The 19583-nt window shown below is 71.4% G+C and carries 13 protein-coding genes; 11 read left to right on the top strand and 2 right to left on the bottom strand.

Annotation, left to right across the window (positions count from 1 at the left end; genetic code table 11):
* Positions 1-70 precede the first annotated feature (70 nt).
* Together ACFV6D_RS31800 and ACFV6D_RS31795 are read left to right on the top strand one after the other, a co-directional pair.
* On the top strand, positions 71-613 hold the full coding sequence (locus ACFV6D_RS31800) for a SigE family RNA polymerase sigma factor (RefSeq protein WP_063347612.1): 543 nt from the start codon (positions 71-73) through the stop codon (positions 611-613).
* Between the two features lie 79 nt (positions 614-692).
* On the top strand, positions 693-1970 hold the full coding sequence (locus ACFV6D_RS31795; protein WP_380562211.1) for a hypothetical protein: 1278 nt from the start codon (positions 693-695) through the stop codon (positions 1968-1970).
* A 70-nt stretch (positions 1971-2040) separates the two neighbouring features.
* Here the strand turns inward: ACFV6D_RS31795 and ACFV6D_RS31790 are convergent, their stop codons facing one another.
* Positions 2041-3447, bottom strand: coding sequence for an APC family permease (locus ACFV6D_RS31790; protein ID WP_063347610.1), 1407 nt, complete (start codon positions 3445-3447; stop codon positions 2041-2043).
* A 481-nt stretch (positions 3448-3928) separates the two neighbouring features.
* The gene (gene eccCa, locus ACFV6D_RS31785; RefSeq protein WP_380562209.1) at positions 3929-7873 is read right to left on the bottom strand and encodes a type VII secretion protein EccCa; all 3945 of its coding nucleotides are present in this window, start codon (positions 7871-7873) and stop codon (positions 3929-3931) included.
* Between the two features lie 367 nt (positions 7874-8240).
* On the opposite strand from eccCa, the gene eccD reads away from it, so the two are divergent.
* The 9 genes from eccD to ACFV6D_RS31740 all read left to right on the top strand — a co-directional run bounded on the left by eccD (position 8241) and on the right by ACFV6D_RS31740 (position 19270).
* Positions 8241-9698: a type VII secretion integral membrane protein EccD gene (gene eccD, locus ACFV6D_RS31780; RefSeq protein WP_380562207.1), complete on the top strand. Its 1458-nt coding sequence runs from the start codon at positions 8241-8243 to the stop codon at positions 9696-9698.
* A gap of 210 nt (positions 9699-9908) precedes the next feature.
* Positions 9909-10199 (top strand): 30S ribosomal protein S15, encoded by a 291-nt coding sequence (gene rpsO, locus ACFV6D_RS31775; protein WP_063347607.1) that lies wholly within the window; start codon positions 9909-9911, stop codon positions 10197-10199.
* 456 nt (positions 10200-10655) lie between these two features.
* Positions 10656-12863 (top strand): polyribonucleotide nucleotidyltransferase, encoded by a 2208-nt coding sequence (locus tag ACFV6D_RS31770; RefSeq protein ID WP_063347606.1) that lies wholly within the window; start codon positions 10656-10658, stop codon positions 12861-12863.
* A 114-nt stretch (positions 12864-12977) separates the two neighbouring features.
* Positions 12978-14330: a pitrilysin family protein gene (locus ACFV6D_RS31765; RefSeq protein WP_350887436.1), complete on the top strand. Its 1353-nt coding sequence runs from the start codon at positions 12978-12980 to the stop codon at positions 14328-14330.
* Positions 14331-14344: 14 nt separating this feature from the next.
* Positions 14345-15091: a 4-hydroxy-tetrahydrodipicolinate reductase gene (dapB, locus tag ACFV6D_RS31760; protein WP_363376711.1), complete on the top strand. Its 747-nt coding sequence runs from the start codon at positions 14345-14347 to the stop codon at positions 15089-15091.
* A gap of 7 nt (positions 15092-15098) precedes the next feature.
* The gene (locus ACFV6D_RS31755) at positions 15099-15557 is read left to right on the top strand and encodes a tetratricopeptide repeat protein (RefSeq protein WP_063347604.1); all 459 of its coding nucleotides are present in this window, start codon (positions 15099-15101) and stop codon (positions 15555-15557) included.
* Positions 15554-16285 (top strand): FAD-dependent thymidylate synthase, encoded by a 732-nt coding sequence (gene thyX, locus ACFV6D_RS31750; protein ID WP_063347603.1) that lies wholly within the window; start codon positions 15554-15556, stop codon positions 16283-16285. Before ACFV6D_RS31755 ends, thyX begins: the two co-directional genes overlap by 4 nt.
* 228 nt (positions 16286-16513) lie before the next feature.
* A complete protein-coding gene (gene dapA, locus ACFV6D_RS31745; protein ID WP_063347602.1) occupies positions 16514-17413 on the top strand; it encodes a 4-hydroxy-tetrahydrodipicolinate synthase in 900 nt (299 codons plus the stop codon).
* 171 nt (positions 17414-17584) lie between these two features.
* A complete protein-coding gene (locus ACFV6D_RS31740) occupies positions 17585-19270 on the top strand; it encodes a ribonuclease J (protein ID WP_380425243.1) in 1686 nt (561 codons plus the stop codon).
* The last annotated feature ends 313 nt before the right edge of the window (positions 19271-19583 follow it).

Here is a 19583-nt window from a genome sequence, read left to right as displayed (position 1 = left end):
GCTGTAACGTCGTGGGTCGCTCGCCGCATCCAAGAAGTGTCAGGGAGCGCGGACACGGGGGGCGGCAGGCATGGGGTGGATCGGGGCGGGCCGGGAGGCCGAGGACGCCGAGTTCCTGGAACTGGTGTCCGGCCGCACCGGCCACCTGTACCGCTCGGCCTGCCTGCTGACCAGCGGCGACACCCACTACGCCGAGGACCTCGTCCAGGAGGCCCTCAGCCGGATGTACGTGCTCTGGCGGCGCAGCGCCTGGACCGGCGGCCGGGACCGGATCGACAACCCGGCCGCCTACACCCACACGGTGATGGTGCGCACCTTCCTCGCCCAGCAGCGCCGCCGCTCCAGCACCGAGCGCCCCATCGCGGCCGTGCCCGAGTCGGAGGCGCGGGAGGCGGACGGCGCGCTGCGGATGACCCTGCTCGACGCCCTCGGCCGGATGCCGCCCAAGGACCGCGCCGTCCTGGTGCTGCGCTACTGGGAGGACCACAGCGTCGCGGAGACCGCCGAGATGCTGCGCTCCTCCCCGGGGGCGGTCCGCACCCGTACCACCCGGGCGCTGGCCCGGCTGCGCACCCTGCTCGGCGACTCGCTGGCCGAGCTCGCCGCCCGCTGACCACTGCTCGTAGTCCGTGACGCACCCCGTGACGCTCCCCGTGACGCAATTTCGTGATGCAAGGAGACGGTGACCACCCATGTCCGAACCGGACAAGTTCGAGGACGATCTTCTCTACGCCCTCACCCGTACGGGCGAGGGCTTCCGCGCCGAGCCGACCGACCTGCTCGCGGGCGGGTACCGGCGCGGCCGCCGCCGCTGGCGCCGCCGCTCGACCGCCGCGGTGGTGGGCGGCGCGGCCGCGCTGGCCCTGGTGGGCACAGGTGCGGTGTACCTCACCGGCTCCTCGCCGCGCCCGAGTACGGTGCCCGCGGCCGCCCCGAGCACCGCCGGCGGCAGCGGCTCGGCGGCCCCGGCCTCCTCGGCGTCCGCCTCCGCCTCGGCGCCGCCGGCGGTCTCCGGCGACGAGGTGCTGGCGATGTTCCAGGCCCTGCTCCCCAAGGGCGAGACCACCGGCGGCACCGGCACCGGCACGGGGGTCGATCCGGGCCGGCCGTACGGCAGCGGCATCGCCGCGACCGCCTCGCTGGTCTTCGACGACGGCAAGGGCAAGTCCGCGATGGGCATCTCGCTCGGCCGCCTGGCGGACGGCGACCCGAACCGGGTGGAGAACGACTGCCCGGACAAGAAGCTCGTCCAGTACGACGCCTGCAGTGCCACCACCCTGCCGGACGGCGGCACGCTGACCGTCCTCCAGGGCTACGAGTACCCGGACAAGCGGGCCACCACCAAGTGGTGGAACGCCAAGCTGATCGGCAAGGACGGCCGCCAGGTCGAGCTGTCCGAGTGGAACTCCCCGGCGGAGAAGGGCTCGCCGGACAGCCGCCCGAAGCCCCCGCTGACCCCCGAGCAGCTCAAGGCGATCGTCACGGACAAGTCCTGGGACCGGGTCATCGCCTCGATCCCGGACCCGGTGCCGGTCAAGCCGCGGGACAGCGGCAAGGAGTACGACAAGGACGAGATCCTGGCGATCGTCGCCAAGCTGCTGCCGGCAGGGCTGACCGAGACGGAGACCGGGGGCCAGCCGGGCTACGCGAACTTCGTGGTCAACGACGGCAAGGGCAAGTCCCTGGTGGAGATCAACGTGCAGGACTGGTCCCGTGACGACAAGACCAAGGAGGAGTTGTTCGGCAGTGCCCAGGCGCAGCCGGACGGCACCAGGGTGGTGGTCGGCAAGCGGGGCTCCAACCCGGGCATGTGGACCGTCGACACCCTGCACGCGGACGGCCTGCGGGTGGTGATCAGCGCGTTCAACAGCGGCACCCAGCAGACCCCGGCGACCCGCAGCACCCCGGCGCTGAGCACCGACCAGCTGAAGGCGATCGCCACCGCGTCGGTGTGGAAGCTGAGGAAGTAGCGGTCCGGACGTGGCAGTGCCCCGGGCGAGGGGGAGCCCGGGGCACTGCCGTGTGGGGGAGGGGTGGGGGTCAGGGCTGCTGGTCCTCGGGGAGGCTGATCACCCAGCGGGTGTCCTGGCGGGGGCGCAGGTAGAACAGCCAGTAGAGGGTGGCGGCGGCGGTGATGCCGCCGGTCCACAGCAGGGGTTCGGTGTCCAGCTGGGTCATCACGTAGACGAGGACGGCGATCAGCACCACCGGGACGGCCGGCCACAGCGGCATCCGCCAGGCGGCGGCGTGCTTGTGGTGGGCGCGGCGGGAGAGCAGCGCGGCGATCGCGACCAGCAGGTACATCCCGGTGACGGCGACGCCGGTGATGTTGCTGAGCAGCGCGCCCTTGACGAAGCAGAGCGCGGCGCCGGGCAGGCCGACGGCCAGGGTGGCGACCCACGGGGAGCCGAACCGGCCGAGGGTGCCGAAGGCCTTGTTGACCGGCTCGGGCCAGGCCTTGTCGCGGGCGGAGGCGAACAGGACTCGGGAGTTCTGGATGACCATGACGATGCCGGCGTTGATGATCGCCAGCGCGACGCAGAGGCTGATGAAGGTGCCGACCGCGGAGTTGCTCCAGGCGGTGACCATGCCGGAGATGTCGCCGGAGCTCAGGGTCTGAAGGTCGGGGGCGCCCATGGTGATGGCGACGACCGGGACCAGGATGACGGCGGAGGAGATGCCGAGCGTCCACAGCACGGTGCGCGAGACGTTGCGGCGGGGGTTCTCCAGCTCCTCGGAGAGGTAGACGGCGGTGGAGAAGCCCTGGGTGATGAACAGGGCGATGCCGAGCGCGCCGACGATGGCGCCGATGCTCACCGTGGTGGTGGCGCCGCCGTCCCCGGTGACCACGCCGTGCAGCAGGCTGGGGGCGTCGGCGTTGGCGTGGGAGAACCCGAGGACCGAGACGACGCCGGCCGCGATGACCTCCAGGACCAGGAAGACGCCGGTGATCCAGGCGTTGGCGCGCAGGTCGAGCAGGCCGGCCAGGGTGGCGGCGAGCATCACGGCGGCGCCGGTCATGGCCTTGTCGAGGTGCAGCACGGGGGCGAGGTAGTCGGCGGTGCCGAGGGCGATGACCGAGGGGACGATCATTACCACGATCAGCGAGAGCACGAAGACCAGCCAGCCGGCCAGCCGCCCGGCGAGGGTGCCGACCATCGCGTACTCGCCGCCGGCGCTGGGGATCAGGGTGCCGAGCTCGGAGTAACAGAACGCGACGGCGACGCACAGCACGGTGCCGATGGCGATGGCCAGGGCGGTGGCGCTGCCGATGCTGGAGAACAGCTCCGGGACGATCACGAAGAGCGTGGAGGCCGGGGTGACGCAGGACAGTGTGAGCAGGGTGCCGCCCACCACGCCGATCGAGCGCTTGAGTTGCTGGGGCGCGGCGGCGGTGTCGGCCGTCGCGGGGGTCGCGGCGCGTGGCGGGCGAAGCGTGTCGGTCATGTGGCTTCCGATCGGCTCTGTTCGGTCCTGTGGGTGGGAGCGGTATCGCCTCCGCTGGCTGTCTGCTCGGGTTCTGGTGGGGTCGCTCCTGGGTCGCAATGGAACCTGGGCGTATTGATTGCGTCAATGGCCGAAATGCTTCGGAATCCGTTGCGCGGAAGGGTATGGACATGCGATCCGATGATCACGTACGGTCATTGCGAGCTTTGTCCGACTTGTTACCTCTGCCACATTGCAACTGAATCCAAGGTGAACAGAGTGTTGCAAGCCGCCTTTCAAAGGTGTCCGTGGAGTCGGACGGCGATACGCCCAGGCGCCCCTTTGTGCGGCCGCAACCCCCGGACGGGGTGCGGGAACCGCAGCCCCGCCCCGGAAAGATCTAGGTAACGTTTCGACACCTGGGACGCGGAAGGGGCCGGGCTCCCGCGAGCCCGACCCCTCGATCACTGTCCGTAGCCGCCGGCGCGGTGCGCCGGCGCCTTCACACCAGCGGCAGCCAGCCCGTCTGGACCATCTGCCCGCCGGTCGCCCGGCGCGACACGTACACCCCGCGCCCCGGCGGCAGCGGCATCGGCTTGACCGTCCCCAGCAGCGCGCCCTCGTCCCGGTTGCCGGAGAGGATCACGCCCTGCCCGCCCAGCTCGCGCATCCGCTGCAGCACCGGTTCGTACAGCGAGCGGCCGGCGCCGCCCGCGCTGCGGGCCACGATCACCCGCAGGCCGATGTCCCGGGCGAACGGCAGGAACTCCGCCAGCGGCGCCAGCGGGTTGCCCGAGCTCGTCGCGACCAGCTCGTAGTCGTCCACGACCACGAACATGTCCTTGCCGCTGTACCAGCTGCGGTTGCGCAGCTGCTCGGCGGTGACGTCCGGGCCGGGCAGGCGGCGCGCGCAGGCCCCGCGCAGCATGTCCACGATGGCCGCCATGGCCGGCTGCGCGGCCGCGTACTCCACCAGGTACTCCGGCGGCACGGTGCCCAGCAGCGCGCGCCGGTAGTCGCCGACCACGATGCCCGCCTGGTCCGGGGTGTACCGCTCGGTGATCTGCTTGATCAGCATCCGCAGCAGCGCCGACTTCCCCGACTCGGTGTCGCCGAAGACGATGAACAGCGGGTCGGTCTCGAAGTTCACGAAGGCCGGTGCCAGCTCGGCCTCGTCCACGCCGAAGGCGATCCCGCGCTCCGGGCGCTCGAAGCCCTTCGGCAGCGAGTTCCCGTCCAGGACCGCCGGCAGCATCCGCACCTGCGGCGCGCGCGGGCCGGTCCAGGCCCCGTCGACGGCGGCGACCAGGCCGGCCACCCCGTGCTGGAGGTCGTCCACCGCGCAGGAGCCGTCCAGCCGCGGCAGGGCGGACAGGAAGTGCAGCCGCTCCGGGGTGATGCCGCGCCCGGCCAGCGACGGGACGTTCTGCGCCACCCGGCGGTCCACCTCGGACTCCATCGGGTCGCCGAGCTTCAGCTCGGTCCGGTTCTGCAGCAGGTCCTTCAGCGCCGGGCGCACCTCGGCGTACCGGGCCGCGGTGATGACCAGGTGGACGCCGTAGCCGAGGCCGCGCTGGGCGATGTCGCCGATCACCGCCTCCAGCACCTCGAACTCCTGCTTGAAGGTGTTCCAGCCGTCGATCACCAGGAACACGTCGCCGAACGCCTCGTCCGGCAGCTGCCCGGCCGCCCGGCGGGCCCGGTAGGTGCCGATGGTGTCGATCCCGGCGGCCCGGAACAGCTCCTCGCGCCGGTTCAGCACCCCGTGCACCTCGGAGACCATCCGGCGCACCTTGTCGACGTCCAGGCGCCCGGCCACCCCGCCGACGTGCGGCAGCCCGGCCAGTGACTGGAAGCTGCCCGCGCCGAAGTCCAGCAGGTAGAACTGCACCTCCCGCGGGGTGTGGGTGAGCGCGAACGAGGCCACCGTGGTGCGCACCACCGTCGACTTGCCCGAGCGCGGGCCGCCCACGACCAGGCCGTGGCCGGCCGCCCCCGCGTAGTCGACCTCCAGGACGTCGGTCTTCTGCTCGCGCGGCTTGTCCACGATGCCGATCGGCACCCGCAGCCGGCCCGCCGGGAAGCCGGGCGCGGTCAGCCCGCGCTCCGGCACCACCTGGAGCGGCGGCAGCAGGTGGTCCATGCTCGGCGCCTCCTCCAGCGGCGGCAGCCACACCTGGTGCGCGGCCGGGCCCTGGCCCGTCATCCGCTGCACGAACACGTCCAGCACGGTGTCGACCAGCGCGTCGTCCTGCTCCGGGGCGAGCGGCGCCTCCTCCTCCACCGCCGGCTCCGGCGGCTCCACCCGGGCCGCGGTGAACAGCACCGGGCGGGCGTTCACCCGCCGCCCGCCGGTCGACCGCTGCTGCCCCGGCGCCCGGTAGGGCCCCGAGACGTACGCGGCCTTGAACCGGTCCATCACGTCCTCGCCGAACTTGAGGTACCCGACGCCTGGCACCGGCGGCAGGTGGTAGGCGTCCGGCACCCCGATCGCCGCCCGCGACTCGGCCGCCGAGAAGGTGCGCAGACCGATCCGGTAGGAGAGATAGGTGTCCAGGCCGCGCAGCTTGCCCTCCTCCAGACGCTGCGAGGCCAGCAGCAGGTGCACCCCCAGCGACCGGCCGATCCGGCCGATCTGGATGAACATCTCGATGAAGTCCGGCTTGGCGGTGAGCAGTTCGGAGAACTCGTCGATGATCAGCACCAGCGAGGGCAGCGGGTCCAGCGCCGCGCCGGCCGCCCGGGCCCGCTCGTACTCGTGGATGTTGGCGTAGTTGCCCGCCGAGCGCAGCAGCTCCTGGCGGCGGTGCAGTTCACCCTCGATCGCGTCGCGCATGCGGTCGACCAGGGTGAGTTCGCCCTCCAGGTTGGTGATCACCGCGGAGGTGTGCGGCATGTCCGCCATGCCGGAGAAGGTCGCGCCGCCCTTGAAGTCGGCGAGGACGAAGTTCAGGATCTCCGAGGAGTGCGTCATCGCCAGCGCCAGCACCAGGGTGCGCAGCAGCTCCGACTTGCCGGAGCCGGTCGCGCCCACGCACAGGCCGTGCGGGCCCATGCCCTCCAGCGCGGCCTCCTTGATGTCCAGGTAGACGTGCTCGCCGTTCGCGCCGACCCCGATCGGCACCCGCATCCGCTCGTGCTGGGCGCGCGGACGCCAGCTGCGCGTCACGTCGAAGGAGCCCGGGTCGCCCGAGTTCATCAGGTCGGTGAAGTCCAGGTTCGACAGCAGCGGCTCGTCGTCCCCGCCGGCCGAGAGCCGGTACGGCGCCAACTGCCGTGCCAGTGCCTCGCACTGCCAGACCGAGAGCAGGTCCGGCGTGCCGGTGTACGTCGCCCCGGAGGCCGAGCGCAGCACCAGCTCCTGCGGGCTCACCGTCACCATCAGGTGCCCGCTCGGCTCGTCCAGGTCGCCCGGCACCACCTCGATGACGGTCACCCCCTGCACGCCCTCGGGGCTCGCCAGCAGCGAGTTCGGCGGCACCCCGGCGCCGTCCATCACCACCACCAGGTGCGGCTGGTCCGGCGCGGGCGCCGCGTCCCGCACGAACCGCTGGCGGCCGGCCAGCTCGTCCTGCAACAGGAACTCCAGCTCGCCCAGGTCGGTGGCGATCAGCCGGCGCGAGCCCGCGCCGTCGGCCTCCTTGCGGTGCTGGTTGTGCGGGAGCCACTTGGTCCACTCCCACTCCTCCGCCGCGCCCGGCGCCGCGGCCACCGCGACCAGCAGGTCGTCCGGCGAGTGCAGGGTGGTCAGCTGGGCGATCATCGCGCGCACGTTGCCGTACACCGAGTCCGCGTCCCCGCACACCGTGACGTGGTAGAAGGCGCGCAGCGACACCGCCAGCGGCAGGTCCTGCAAGGTGCCGTGGGCCTTCAGGAAGGAGTGCATCGCGGCCGCCGACAGCGGCTCCAGCTCGTCCATCGGCGCGGTCTGCGGCGCCACCAGCGGCGTCGACAGCTGCACCGGGCCCAGGCCCACCCGGATCTGCGCGAAGTCGCCGTCCCCGGTGCGGCGCTCCCACAGCCGCCGGCCGTCCGCCACGATCGACCACAGCTGGTCCGGCGCCGGGTTCAGGAACAGCAGCGCGCCGCGCTGGCGCTCCGCCGTGCGGCGCACCTGGCGGCGCATCTGCTGCAGGTACTTGAGGTAGTCGCGCCGCTCGTCCGCCATCGCGGTCGAACCGCCCCTGCGGGCCCGCATGATCTGCGCCAGCACCATGCCGACCGTCGAGGCGACCATCAGACCGCCCATGATCTTCATCGGGGCCGCCGCGCCCGGCGCGAAGAAGAACACCGCCGAGCCGCCCATGCCGAGCATCGGAAGGATGCTCATCAGCCAGTCCTCGCCGCCCTGCCGGGGCAGTTCGGGCGGGGTCACCAGCTCCACCGGCTCGTCCGGCACCGCCGGCGGATAGGCCCTGCCCGGGCGCTTGACCGTGATCACACCCATGTGTCATCCACCCCGCGGCGTCGATCGATCACTTCGGCATCAGCCCTCACGCAACTGGACTCGTACGGCTCGTACGGCTCGTACGGGATTCACCAGGGCGAGGACGCACCACACGGCGCCGCCCCCCGTACCGCGCGCAGGGGCCGATCCTAACGGTCGCCCCCGTACCGCCCGCCAGGCCCGCGTCCGCACCCCCCGCCGGGGGCCCGGCCCGCACCGGGGCCGGGCACGAACCGAGCGGGTAGGGTAACGCCGCGCCAACTCGCGGCCCGGTCGGGCCGGTTCCACTGCCACACCGAGCGCCGCCGTGCCGCGGCACCGTCAACAAGGGGGAGCGCCCAGTGCGTCGAAGGACCGAGGTGCGGCGATGAGCAACGCCGCCGCGACCGGCTACTGCCGGGTCACCGTCGTCGCCCCGGACCGCCGGATCGACGTCGCCCTGCCCGAGGACGTCCCGCTCGCGGACGTCTACCCCGAGGTGCTGCGCCTGGCCAACCAGAGCCGGCCCGACGGCGCTCCCACCGGCTTCCACCTGGTGCGCCGCGACGGCACCGTCCTCGACAGCGGCCTGCCGCTCGCCGCCCAGCAGGTCCGCGACGGCGACCTGCTCGCGCTGCGCCCCTTCGCCGAGTCCCTCCCGCCGGCCGTCTACGACGACGTCGCCGACGCGATCGCCAGCGCCGTCGAGACCGACCGCCGGCTCTGGAGCGCCGAACTCATGCGGGCCTTCGGCCTGATCGGCGCCGCACTGCTGCTCGTCCTGCTCGGCTTCGCGCTCTGGTTCGCCGACCTGCGCCACGACATGCACGGCCTGCCCGGCGTCCTGGCCGGCGTCACCGCCGTCGTCCTCACCGCGCTGGCCGGCGTCCGCGCCCGGGTCTACCAGGACGCCCACGCCGCGCTCGCGCTCGGCCTCGGCGCCCTGCCGCACGCCATGATCGGCGGCAGCGGCGTCCTCGCCGTCGCCCACCCGTGGGACGGCCCCGGCCGGCTCCAGTTCCTGGCCGGCTGCGTCGCCGCCTTGGTGGTCGCCGTGCTACTGGTCGGACTGCTCCCCGAGAAGGACGCGGTGTTCGTCGCCGCCGCCCTGGTCGCGGCCGCCGGGGCGCTCGCCACCTTCGCCGCCGTCCTGCTGCCGGACACCCCGGCCGGGCACATCGCCGCCGTCACCGGCATCACCGCCGTCGCGGCCGTCGGCTTCCTGCCCGGCCTCTCCGCCCGCTTCGCCCGGCTGCCCGTCGGCTTCAGCGCCCCGGGCCAGACCCGCACCCGCAGCCGCGACTACGACGAGGAGGCCGAGCGCGCCGAGGCCGTCCAGTACGAGCGGATCGCCCACCAGGCCCGCCGCGGCCACGAGGTCCTGGTCGGCCTGGTCGGCGGCTGCGCCGCGGTCGTGGTCGGCTCCTGCGCCGTCCTCGGCTTCACCGATCGGACGTTCTCCGAGCTGCTCGCGCTCGCCCTGGGCCTGGCCACGATGCTGCGCGCCCGGCTGTTCCGCTACACCGCGCAGGTCTTCAGCCTCACCATCGCCGGGCTGCTCGGCCTGGCCCTGCTGATCATCGGCCTGTCCCTGCACACCCCGCAGTTCATCCTGCGCGCCGCCAGCTCCACCGAGGTCGACCTGCGCACCGTCTGGCTGGCGGCCTCCATCGCGTTCGGCGCGGCGCTGCTCGCCGCGATCGCGCTGGTGGTGCCCCGGCTCGGCGTCTCCCCGTTCTGGGGGCGCATCCTGGACCTGGTCGACAGCCTGACCCTGATCTCCCTCGTCCCGCTGGCACTCGCCGTCCTGGACGTCTACCGGCTGGTCCGCGGCGCCACCAGCTGACCGGCCCGGCCCGCGCCGCCTGCCCCGTTCAGCCCGTCCGGCCCGCCGACCGGCCGGGTGGGCGGCACTGGTACCCTTGGCCTTCGAGCGCAGCCGTGTGTCCGCCTCCGGTGGGTCGCAGACCGCCGGCCGCGCTCCGTCACGACACCGAGTCCTCATCAGTCCTGTGTTGTCGACCAGGACCGCTCGGTACACCCTGAAGGAGTTGCAGTGGCTCTCGCCTCTGACGTCAAGAAGCAGATCTTCGCCGAGTTCGGCCAGAAGGAGGGCGACACCGGTTCCCCCGAGGTCCAGGTGGCCATGCTCTCCCGTCGCATCGCGGACCTGACCGAGCACCTCAAGACCCACAAGCACGACCACCACTCGCGTCGTGGCCTGCTGATCCTGGTCGGCCAGCGCCGCCGCCTGCTGCAGTACCTGGCCAAGAAGGACATCGAGCGCTTCCGTACGCTCGTCGACCGCCTGGGCATCCGCCGCGGTGCCGCCGGTGGCGCCCGCTAAGACCGCCGCTCGGGGCGGCTCCCCACACCGGGGAGCCGCCCCTCGCGCGTATGCCGCGGACACCCCGAGCCGCGGCGCCCGGACATAACAACTCGCGCGTACCTCCCCAGGTGGCCGAGGATTGCACCGTAGGGTTGTGGGCATGCCCGGTGATGGCGCACCAGCGCGCCACCCGGGCAGACGAACCCGAACCCCCCGCGGGCCGAAGGCTTCAAACGGAAGCCGCCCGCATCCGAGAGAGCGTCCAGACGCGGACCGCCCGTCCCGGCCCGGCAGCCGTGAGGCGCCGGTCCTCGGTAGTGGCCCCCGGAAGCCCCGCAGACCGAGCGGAGCACCCCGGAGGCTTCGATCGAAGACCGGCCCGACTGCCGTCCTCCTTGCCAGGAGGGCCAGGGCCAGCCGGCAGGCAGCGCGGGGACGCTCTCCCGGAGACGTACGAAAGAGGAGATCTTCCAGGTGGAAGAGAACGTGTTCTACGCCGAGGCCGTGATCGACAACGGTTCCTTCGGCACCCGTACCATCCGCTTCGAGACCGGCCGTCTGGCCCGTCAGGCCGCCGGCTCCGCCGTGGCCTACCTGGACGACGACACCATGGTGCTGTCGGCCACCAGCGCGTCCAAGCAGCCGAAGGAGCACTTCGACTTCTTCCCGCTGACCGTGGACGTCGAGGAGCGCATGTACGCCGCGGGCCGCATCCCCGGCTCGTTCTTCCGTCGTGAGGGCCGGCCCTCCGAGGACGCGATCCTCACCTGCCGCCTGATCGACCGCCCGCTGCGCCCGTCCTTCGTCAAGGGCCTGCGCAACGAGGTCCAGGTCGTCTGCACCGTCATGGCGCTCAACCCCGACCACCTGTACGACGTGGTGGCCATCAACGCCGCCTCCGCGTCCACCCAGCTGGCGGGCCTGCCGTTCTCCGGCCCGATCGGCGGCGTCCGCGTCGCGCTGATCAACGGCCAGTGGGTGGCCTTCCCGACCCACAGCGAGCTGGAGTCGGCCGTCTTCGACATGGTCGTCGCCGGTCGCGTCCTGCCGGACGGCGACGTCGCGATCATGATGGTCGAGGCCGAGGCCACCGACAAGACCATCAAGCTGGTCGAGGGCGGCGCCGAGGCGCCGACCGAGGACGTCGTCGCCGCCGGTCTGGACGCCGCCAAGCCGTTCATCAAGGTGCTGTGCGCCGCCCAGTCGCAGCTCGCCGCCCAGGCCGCCAAGCCGACCGGCGTGTTCCCGGTCTTCCTGGACTACCAGGACGACGTCCTCGCCGCGCTGACCGCCGCCGTCAAGGACGAGCTCGCCCAGGCCCTCACCATCCCGGGCAAGCAGGAGCGCAACAACGAGCTGGACCGCGTCAAGGCGCTGGCCGCCGAGAAGCTGCTCCCCGAGTTCGAGGGCCGCGAGAAGGAGATCAGCGCCGCCTACAACGCGCTGACCAAGAAGGTCGTCCGCGAGCGCGTCATCAAGGACAAGGTCCGCATCGACGGCCGCGGTGTCACCGACATCCGCACCCTGGCCGCCGAGGTCGAGGCCATCCCGCGCGTGCACGGCTCGGCCCTGTTCGAGCGTGGCGAGACCCAGATCCTGGGCGTCACCACCCTCAACATGCTGCGCATGGAGCAGCAGCTGGACACGCTCTCCCCGGAGACGCGTCGCCGCTACATGCACAACTACAACTTCCCGCCGTACTCGGTCGGCGAGACCGGCCGCGTGGGTGCGCCCAAGCGCCGCGAGATCGGCCACGGCGCGCTGGCGGAGCGGGCGATCATCCCCGTGCTGCCCTCGCGTGAGGACTTCCCGTACGCCATCCGCCAGGTCTCCGAGGCGCTGAGCTCCAACGGCTCCACCTCGATGGGCTCGGTCTGCGCCTCCACCATGTCGCTGCTGAACGCCGGTGTGCCGCTGAAGGCCGCCGTCGCCGGTATCGCCATGGGCCTGATCTCCCAGGAGATCGACGGTGAGACCCACTACGTCGCGCTGACCGACATCCTCGGTGCCGAGGACGCGTACGGCGACATGGACTTCAAGGTCGCCGGTACCCGCAACTTCATCACCGCCCTGCAGCTGGACACCAAGCTCAACGGCATCCCGGCGTCGGTGCTGGCCGCCGCGCTGAAGCAGGCCAAGGACGCGCGTCTGCACATCCTCGACGTGATGAACGAGGCCATCGACACGCCGGACGAGATGTCCCCGAACGCCCCGCGGATCATCACCATCAAGATCCCGGTGGACAAGATCGGTGAGGTCATCGGCCCCAAGGGCAAGATGATCAACCAGATCCAGGAGGACACCGGCGCCGAGATCACGATCGAGGACGACGGCACCATCTACATCGGTGCCGCCGACGGACCGGCCGCCGAGGCCGCCCGCACCACGATCAACCAGATCGCCAACCCGACCATGCCGGAGGTCGGCGAGCGCTACCTGGGCACCGTGGTGAAGACCACGACGTTCGGCGCGTTCGTCTCGCTCATGCCGGGCAAGGACGGCCTGCTGCACATCTCGCAGATCCGCAAGCTGGCCGGCGGCAAGCGCGTCGAGAACGTCGAGGATGTCCTCGGTGTCGGCGCCAAGGTGCAGGTCGAGATCGCCGAGATCGACCCGCGCGGCAAGCTCTCCCTCATCCCCGTCGTCGAGGGCGAGGAAGCCGGCGAGACCGCTTCCGAGTGAAGCGCCGCTAGCTGATCCTTGCGGCCCGTACGCCTCCCGGCGTGCGGGCCGCACCCTGTTGCCCCCGCGTTCGTCCAAGCGTTCCCACGCGTGTTTCCTCTGGAGGTACCCCCCGTGGCTCAGGCCCCGGCGGCGAAGCAGCGCCCCGGCTCCACCCGGACCCTGCTCAAGGGCGCGGACGGCGCCGGCACGGTGCGCCGCACCGTCCTCCCCGGCGGCCTTCGGGTCGTCACCGAGACCCTGCCGACGGTGCGCTCCGCCACCTTCGGCATCTGGGTCGGCGTCGGCTCGCGGGACGAGACCCCGCAGCTCAACGGCGCCACCCACTACCTGGAGCACCTGCTCTTCAAGGGCACCGCGCGGCGCAGCGCGCTGGACATCTCGGCTGCCCTGGACGCGGTCGGCGGTGAGATGAACGCCTTCACCGCGAAGGAGAACACCTGCTACTACGCCCGGGTCCTGGACACCGACCTGCCGCTGGCCATCGACGTGGTCTGCGACATGGTCACCGGCTCGCTGATCCGCTCCGAGGACGTCGACGCCGAGCGCGGCGTCATCCTCGAGGAGATGGCGATGGCCGAGGACGACCCGGGCGACGTGGTGCACGACCTGTTCGCCAAGGTGATCTTCGGCAGCGGCCCGCTCGGCCGCCCCATCCTGGGCACCCAGGAGACCATCAAGGTGCTCACCCGGGAGCAGATCGCCGGCTTCTACCGCCGCCGTTACCGGCCCGAGAACCTGGTGGTCTCGGCCGCCGGCAACCTCGACCACCACACGGTGGTCAAGCAGGTCGAGCAGGCCTTCGCGGCGGTGCTGGCCCGCTCCGACGCGGCCCCCGCCGAGGCCCGCCGCGGCGTCAAGGCGCTGCGCACGGCCGGCCGGGTCGAGGTGCTCAACCGCTCCACCGAGCAGGCCCACCTGGTGCTGGGCGTGCCCGGGGTGCCGCGGCACGACGAGCGCCGCTGGGCGATGGGCGTGCTCAACGCGGCCCTCGGCGGCGGGATGAGCTCCCGGCTGTTCCAGGAGGTCCGGGAGAAGCGCGGCCTGGCGTACTCGGTGTACTCGTACTCCTCGTCCTACGCGGACAGCGGCCTGTTCGGCATCTACGCCGGCTGCCAGCCCAAGCGGGTCGAGGAGGTGCTGCGGATCTGTCGCGCGGAGCTGGCCAAGGTGGTCGCCGAGGGCATCACCGAGGAGGAGCTGCGGCGCGCGATCGGCCAGATCTCCGGCTCCACCGTGCTGGGCATGGAGGACACCGGCTCGCTGATGAACCGGATCGGCAAGGCCGAGCTGAGCTACGGACACCACCTGTCGGTGGACGAGATGCTGGCGCGGATCGCGGCCGTGACCCTGGACGACGTCCACGCGGTGGCCCGTGATGTGCTGGGCGCGTACCGGCCGTCGCTGGCGCTGATCGGACCGGTCAACGACAAGCGGGCCGCCAAGCTCGCCGATCTGCTGGTGTGAGAGGACATTTCGCTATGACGCTGCGTGTCGCCGTGATCGGTGCCAACGGCCGGATCGGCTCCGAGGCGGTCAAGGCCGTCGAGGCCGCACCGGACCTCGAACTGGTGGCCACCCTGGGCCGCGGGTCCGAGCCGGCGGAGCTGACCGAGGCCGGCGTCCAGGTCGCCGTCGAACTCACCCACCCGGACTCGGTGATGGGCAACCTCGACTACTGCCTGCACCACGGCATCCACGTGGTCACCGGGACCACCGGCTGGACGGACGAGCGGCTGGCCACCGTCCGCGGCTGGCTCGACCAGGCCCCCGAGCTGGGCCTGCTGATCGCGCCGAACTTCTCCATCGGCGCGGTGCTCGGCATGAAGTTCGCGCAGACCGCGGCGAAGTACTTCGAGTCGGTCGAGGTGGTCGAGCTGCACCACGACCGCAAGGCCGACGCCCCCAGCGGCACCGCCACCCGTACCGCGCAGCTGATCGCGGCCGCCCGCGCCGAGGCCGGCCGCCCGCAGCAGCAGGACCCGACCACCCACGGCCTGCCCGGCGCCCGCGGCGCCGACGTGGACGGGGTGCCGGTGCACGCCGTCCGGCTGCGCGGGCTGCTCGCCCACCAGCAGGTGATGTTCGGCGACACCGGTGAGACGCTCACCATCCGGCACGACTCGCTGCACCACAGCAGCTTCATGCCGGGCATCCTGCTCGGTGTGCGCAAGGTCGTGGAGACGCCGGGGCTCACCCTGGGCCTCGAACACTTCCTGGACCTGTGAGCCCGGCATGACGTCCCGTACCGGATTCTTCGTCCTGTCCGGCGTGCTGCTGCTGGTCGCCCTCCTCTGCGTCGGGGAGGGTGTCCAGCTGGTCGCCACCGGCAAGCCGCTCGGCATCGGCATCGGCCTGTGCGCCTTCGTCATCCCGGTGATCGGCGTCTGGTTCCTGCGCCAGACCGTCCGGTTCGGCCGGGCCAGCGAGCAGCTCGCCCGGGAGCTGGAGGCCGAGGGCGGCCTGCCGGTGGACGAGCTCCAGCGCACCACCGGCGGGCGCATCGACCGGGCCTCGGCCGACGCGGTGTTCGCCCGCCGCCAGGCCGAGGCGGAGGCCGCGCCGGCCGACTGGCGGGTCTGGTTCCGCCTCGCGGTGGCGTACGCCGACGCCGGCGACACCCCGCGCGCCCGCAAGACCATGCAGCACGCCATCAAGCTGCACAGCACCGAACCCGCAAGGAGTAACGCGTGAGCGACGAACCGACGGCCCCCAGCTTCCGCAGCGACGTCACGGTCGAGCTGGTCCGCAGCGCGGCCGCCGACTCGGACGTCATCTGGGCGGCCCGCGTCTCGACCGCGGGGGAGCAGTCCCTGGAGGCGGTCCAGCAGGACCCGGAGAAGTCCAAGGGCCTGATCAACTTCCTGATGCGGGACCGGCACGGCACCCCCTTCGAGCACAACTCGATGACCTTCTTCATCAGCGCGCCGATCTTCGTGTTCCGGGAGTTCCACCGGCACCGCAGCGGCTGGTCCTACAACGAGGAGTCCGGCCGCTACCGCGAGCTGCAGCCGGTCTTCTACGTCCCGGCGGAGGAGCGCAAGCTCGTCCAGCAGGGCCGCCCGGGCCGCTACGAGTTCGTCGACGGCACCCCCGAGCAGCACAGGACCACCACCGAGGCGATGGAGGCCGCGTACCGCGAGTCCTACGCGCGCTACCAGGAGATGCTGGCGGCCGGCGTGGCCCGCGAGGTGGCCCGCGCGGTGCTGCCGGTCGGCCTGTTCTCCTCGATGTACGCGACCTGCAACTCCCGTTCGCTGATGCACTTCCTGTCGCTGCGGACCAAGCGGGAGCACTCGGCGGTGCCGTCCTTCCCGCAGCGCGAGATCGAGATGGTCGCCGAGCAGATGGAGCAGGAGTGGGCGCGGCTCATGCCGCTCACCCATGCGGCCTTCGAGAAGCACGGCCGGGTCGCTCCCTGACCTGGGACGATAGGCATATGGGCGGAGTGTCTCGCATGTCTGGATTGCGGCTTTTCTAGCCGCTCCCTACATTCATGAACACGGATTCCGGTGCTGCCCGAACCCCCGAGCGGGCAGCACCGGAATCCCATGTCACCGCCTGTTTCCGCCGCTTCGCACGGTATGCCCCTGTCCGAACACTGGACCGGTGTGGTTACCGCCCCACCGCCTACGAGTAGCTTTGGACGCATGGCTCCGACCTCCACCCCCCAGACGCCGTTCGGCCGGGTCCTGACCGCGATGGTCACCCCGTTCACCGCCGACGGCGGACTCGACCTCGACGGCGCCCAGCGCCTCGCCACACACCTCGTGGACTCCGGCAACGACGGCCTCGTCGTCAACGGCACCACCGGTGAGTCCCCGACCACCAGCGACGCCGAGAAGGCCCAGCTCGTCCGCGCCGTGGTGGAGGCGGTCGGGGATCGCGCCCACGTGGTGGCCGGCGTCGGCACCAACGACACCCACCACAGTGCCGAGCTGGCGCGACAGGCGGAGGCCGCCGGAGCCCACGGCCTGCTGGTCGTCACGCCGTACTACAGCAAGCCCCCGCAGGAGGGCCTGTACCGGCACACCGTGCACATCGCGGACACCACCGGGCTGCCGGTCATGCTCTACGACATCCCGGGCCGCAGCGGTGTCGCGCTGAGCCACGAGACGCTGGTCCGCCTCGGCGAGCACCCGCGGATCGTCGCCAACAAGGACGCCAAGGGCGACCTCGGCGCCGCCGCCTGGGCCATCGCCCGCTCCGACCTCGCCTGGTACTCCGGCGACGACATCCTCAACCTGCCGCTGCTGTCGGTCGGAGCCGCCGGAGTGGTCAGCGTCGTCGGACACGTCGTGGCCGGCGAACTGCGTGCGATGATCGAGGCGTACCTGGCCGGCGATGTGGCCAAGGCCACGGCGATCCACCAGGGCCTGCTCCCGGTGTTCAGCGGTATGTTCCGCACGCAGGGCGTCATTCTCGCCAAGGCCGCGCTGGAGCTCCAGGGACTGCCGGCCGGCCCGCTGCGGCTGCCGCTGGTCGGCGCGACTCCCGAGGAGATCGCACGATTGACGAAGGATCTCGCCGCCGGCGGGGTACACCTGTAACAGACGAAGACGTGCGCGCCCCGGCTCGCCGGACCCTCACGGGCCCGCCGCTGGACCGGACCGACGGCGCGAGAGCACCGACCCAGTAGGAAAAACGACACTGAGTACGCACGCCATATGTCTTCAGGGGGAGGACCCCGGGCATATGGCGTGCGTCGTGAGGAGAGTCTTTTGAGCCACCCGCACCCCGAACTCGGCGCACCCCCGGCCCTGAAGGAGGGCGCCCTCCGCATCACCCCGCTCGGCGGTCTCGGCGAGATCGGCCGCAACATGACGGTCTTCGAATACGGGGGCCGCATCCTGATCGTCGACTGCGGCGTCCTCTTCCCCGAGGACGAGCAGCCCGGTGTGGACCTGATCCTCCCGGACTTCACCTACATCCGGGACCGCCTCGACAAGATCGACGGCATCGTCCTCACCCACGGGCACGAGGACCACATCGGCGCCGTCCCGTTCCTCCTGCGGGAGAACCCGGACATCCCGCTGATCGGCTCCAAGCTCACCCTCGCCCTGATCGAGGCCAAGCTCGCCGAGCACCGCATCCGGCCGTACGTGCTGGAGGTCAAGGAGGGCGAGCGCGAGCGCATCGGCCCCTTCGACTGCGAGTTCATCGCGGTCAACCACTCCATCCCGGACGCCCTGGCGGTCGCCGTCCGCACCCCCGCGGGCATGGTCGTGGCCACCGGCGACTTCAAGATGGACCAGCTGCCGCTCGACGGCCGCCTGACCGACCTGCCGACCTTCGCCAAGCTGGCCGAAGAGGGCATGGACCTGCTGCTGGTGGACTCCACCAACGCCGAGGTCCCCGGCTTCATCCCGCCCGAGCGGGACATCTCGGCCGCGCTGCGGAACGTCTTCGCGAACGCCGACAAGCGCATCATCGTCGCCTCCTTCGCCAGCCACGTGCACCGCATCCAGCAGGTGCTGGACGCCGCGCACGAGTACAAGCGCAAGGTCGCCTTCGTCGGCCGCTCGATGGTCCGCAACATGGGCATCGCCCGCGACCTCGGCTACCTGAAGGTCCCCGGCAACATGGTCGTCGACGTCAAGCAGCTCGACGACCTGCCGGACAAGGACGTCGTGCTGATCTGCACCGGCTCCCAGGGCGAGCCGATGGCGGCGCTGTCCCGGATGGCCAACCGCGACCACCAGATCCGCATCGTCGAGGGCGACACCGTCGTCCTGGCCTCGTCGCTCATCCCGGGCAACGAGAACGCCGTCTACCGGGTGATCAACGGCCTCACCCGCTGGGGCGCCAAGGTCGTGCACAAGGGCAACGCCAAGGTGCACGTCTCCGGCCACGCCTCGGCCGGTGAGCTGCTGTACTTCTTCAACATCTGCAAGCCGCGCAACCTGATGCCGGTCCACGGCGAGTGGCGCCACCTGCGGGCCGCCGCCGACCTGGGCATCGCCACCGGCATTCCGCGCAACCGCGTGGTCATCGCCGAGGACGGCGTCTGCGTCGACCTGGAGAAGGGCGTCGCCCGGATCGTCGGCAAGGTGCAGGCCGGGTACGTCTACGTGGACGGCGCCTCGGTCGGCGACATCACCGAGGCCTCGCTCAAGGACCGCAGGATCCTCGGCGAGGAGGGCTTCATCTCGGTCTTCGTCGCGGTCGACTCGACCAACGGCAAGATCGTGGGCGGTCCGACCTTCCAGGCCCGCGGCTCCGGCATCGACGACAACGCGTTCGTGCCGGTCGCCGCCAAGCTCCAGGAGGCCCTGGACCGCTCGGCGAGCGACGGCGTGCTGGAGCCCCGCCAGGTCCAGCAGCTGGTCCGCCGGACCGTCGGCAAGTGGGTGGCGGACAACTACCGCCGCCGGCCGATGATCCTGCCGGTCGTCGTCGAGGTCTGAGCCTCCGGCGGCTGGTTTGACGTGGGGCAGCCCGGTGCGTAATGTTCTCCGGGTTGCCCCACGGGACGGCCCCGCAGGAAGTTTCTCGAATGCGAATTCGAGAATGACCGCGGAAAACGGCCCGAAAAACTCTGATAGAGTTCGGGAGCGCCGAAAGGCGAAAGCCACTCAGGTAAATGAAACTCCGGAAAACGGAGCGGAAAACATCTGATAAGCTTGAAACACGAAAGAACGAAGCGCCCGGAGGGCCCGCTGGAAGGCGGTCCGAAGGAAGTGTCCGTTCCTTGAGAACTCAACAGCGTGCCAAAAGTCA

This window comes from Kitasatospora sp. NPDC059812, assembly GCF_042732075.1.
Taxonomy (GTDB): Bacteria; Actinomycetota; Actinomycetes; order Streptomycetales; family Streptomycetaceae; genus Kitasatospora.
This window is presented reverse-complemented; position numbering and strand designations above follow the sequence as displayed.

Bases quoted from the DNA above. Each gene is read 5' to 3' on its own strand.
- ACFV6D_RS31800 (WP_063347612.1), top strand. From the start codon at position 71: ATGGGGTGGATCGGGGCGGGCCGGGAGGCCGAGGACGCCGAGTTCCTG.
- ACFV6D_RS31795 (WP_380562211.1), top strand. From the start codon at position 693: ATGTCCGAACCGGACAAGTTCGAGGACGATCTTCTCTACGCCCTCACC.
- ACFV6D_RS31790 (WP_063347610.1), bottom strand. From the start codon at position 3,447: ATGACCGACACGCTTCGCCCGCCACGCGCCGCGACCCCCGCGACGGCC.
- eccCa (WP_380562209.1), bottom strand. From the start codon at position 7,873: ATGGGTGTGATCACGGTCAAGCGCCCGGGCAGGGCCTATCCGCCGGCG.
- eccD (WP_380562207.1), top strand. From the start codon at position 8,241: ATGAGCAACGCCGCCGCGACCGGCTACTGCCGGGTCACCGTCGTCGCC.
- dapB (WP_363376711.1), top strand. From the start codon at position 14,345: ATGACGCTGCGTGTCGCCGTGATCGGTGCCAACGGCCGGATCGGCTCC.
- ACFV6D_RS31755 (WP_063347604.1), top strand. From the start codon at position 15,099: ATGACGTCCCGTACCGGATTCTTCGTCCTGTCCGGCGTGCTGCTGCTG.
- dapA (WP_063347602.1), top strand. From the start codon at position 16,514: ATGGCTCCGACCTCCACCCCCCAGACGCCGTTCGGCCGGGTCCTGACC.